1 protein-coding gene is annotated in these 443 nt (G+C 54.9%); it reads right to left on the minus strand.

Going from position 1 to position 443, the window contains the following annotated elements; translation table 11 throughout:
• Positions 1 to 443 (minus strand): transposase (locus GHO42_RS04675; protein ID WP_153384126.1); only part of this gene is annotated, 443 nt, incomplete at both ends.

Below are 443 nucleotides of genomic sequence, written 5' to 3' on the forward strand. Positions count from 1 at the left end.
AAGTTTGGTCGTTTTGTAACAGCACCCAGATGATGCGCAAATTGCGGTTGGCTAACCGGACGGCAGCCTCTTTACGGCCCAACCTGGACACCCAGCGTTGCAATCGCCGGTCATCTGGATCCTCTGAATTAGCTTTCACCTGCCTCAACACCGCGTGAGCGCCCTGAATCGCCAAGCTTCGCAAGTAGGCATCGCCATGTTTGCTCATCTTGCCCAATCGGACTTTTTCTCCGCTGCTGTTCTGCTTGGGCACCAATCCAAAGTAAGCAGCGAACTGCCGCGCGTTGGCGAAGCGCTCAGGCTCGGTTTGTTTAGCGATCACTGCTGTAGAAATAATCGGACCGATACCGCGTACGGTCATCAGCCGCTTGGCGGTTTCGTCATTTTTTGCAGCTGCTTCCAGTCGACCGGTCAGTACGTTGATACGCTCGCCCAACTGACTC

The sequence above is a fragment of the Pseudomonas sp. FSL R10-0056 genome (genome assembly GCF_009600105.1).
GTDB classification, from domain to species: Bacteria; Pseudomonadota; Gammaproteobacteria; order Pseudomonadales; family Pseudomonadaceae; genus Aquipseudomonas; species Aquipseudomonas bubulae.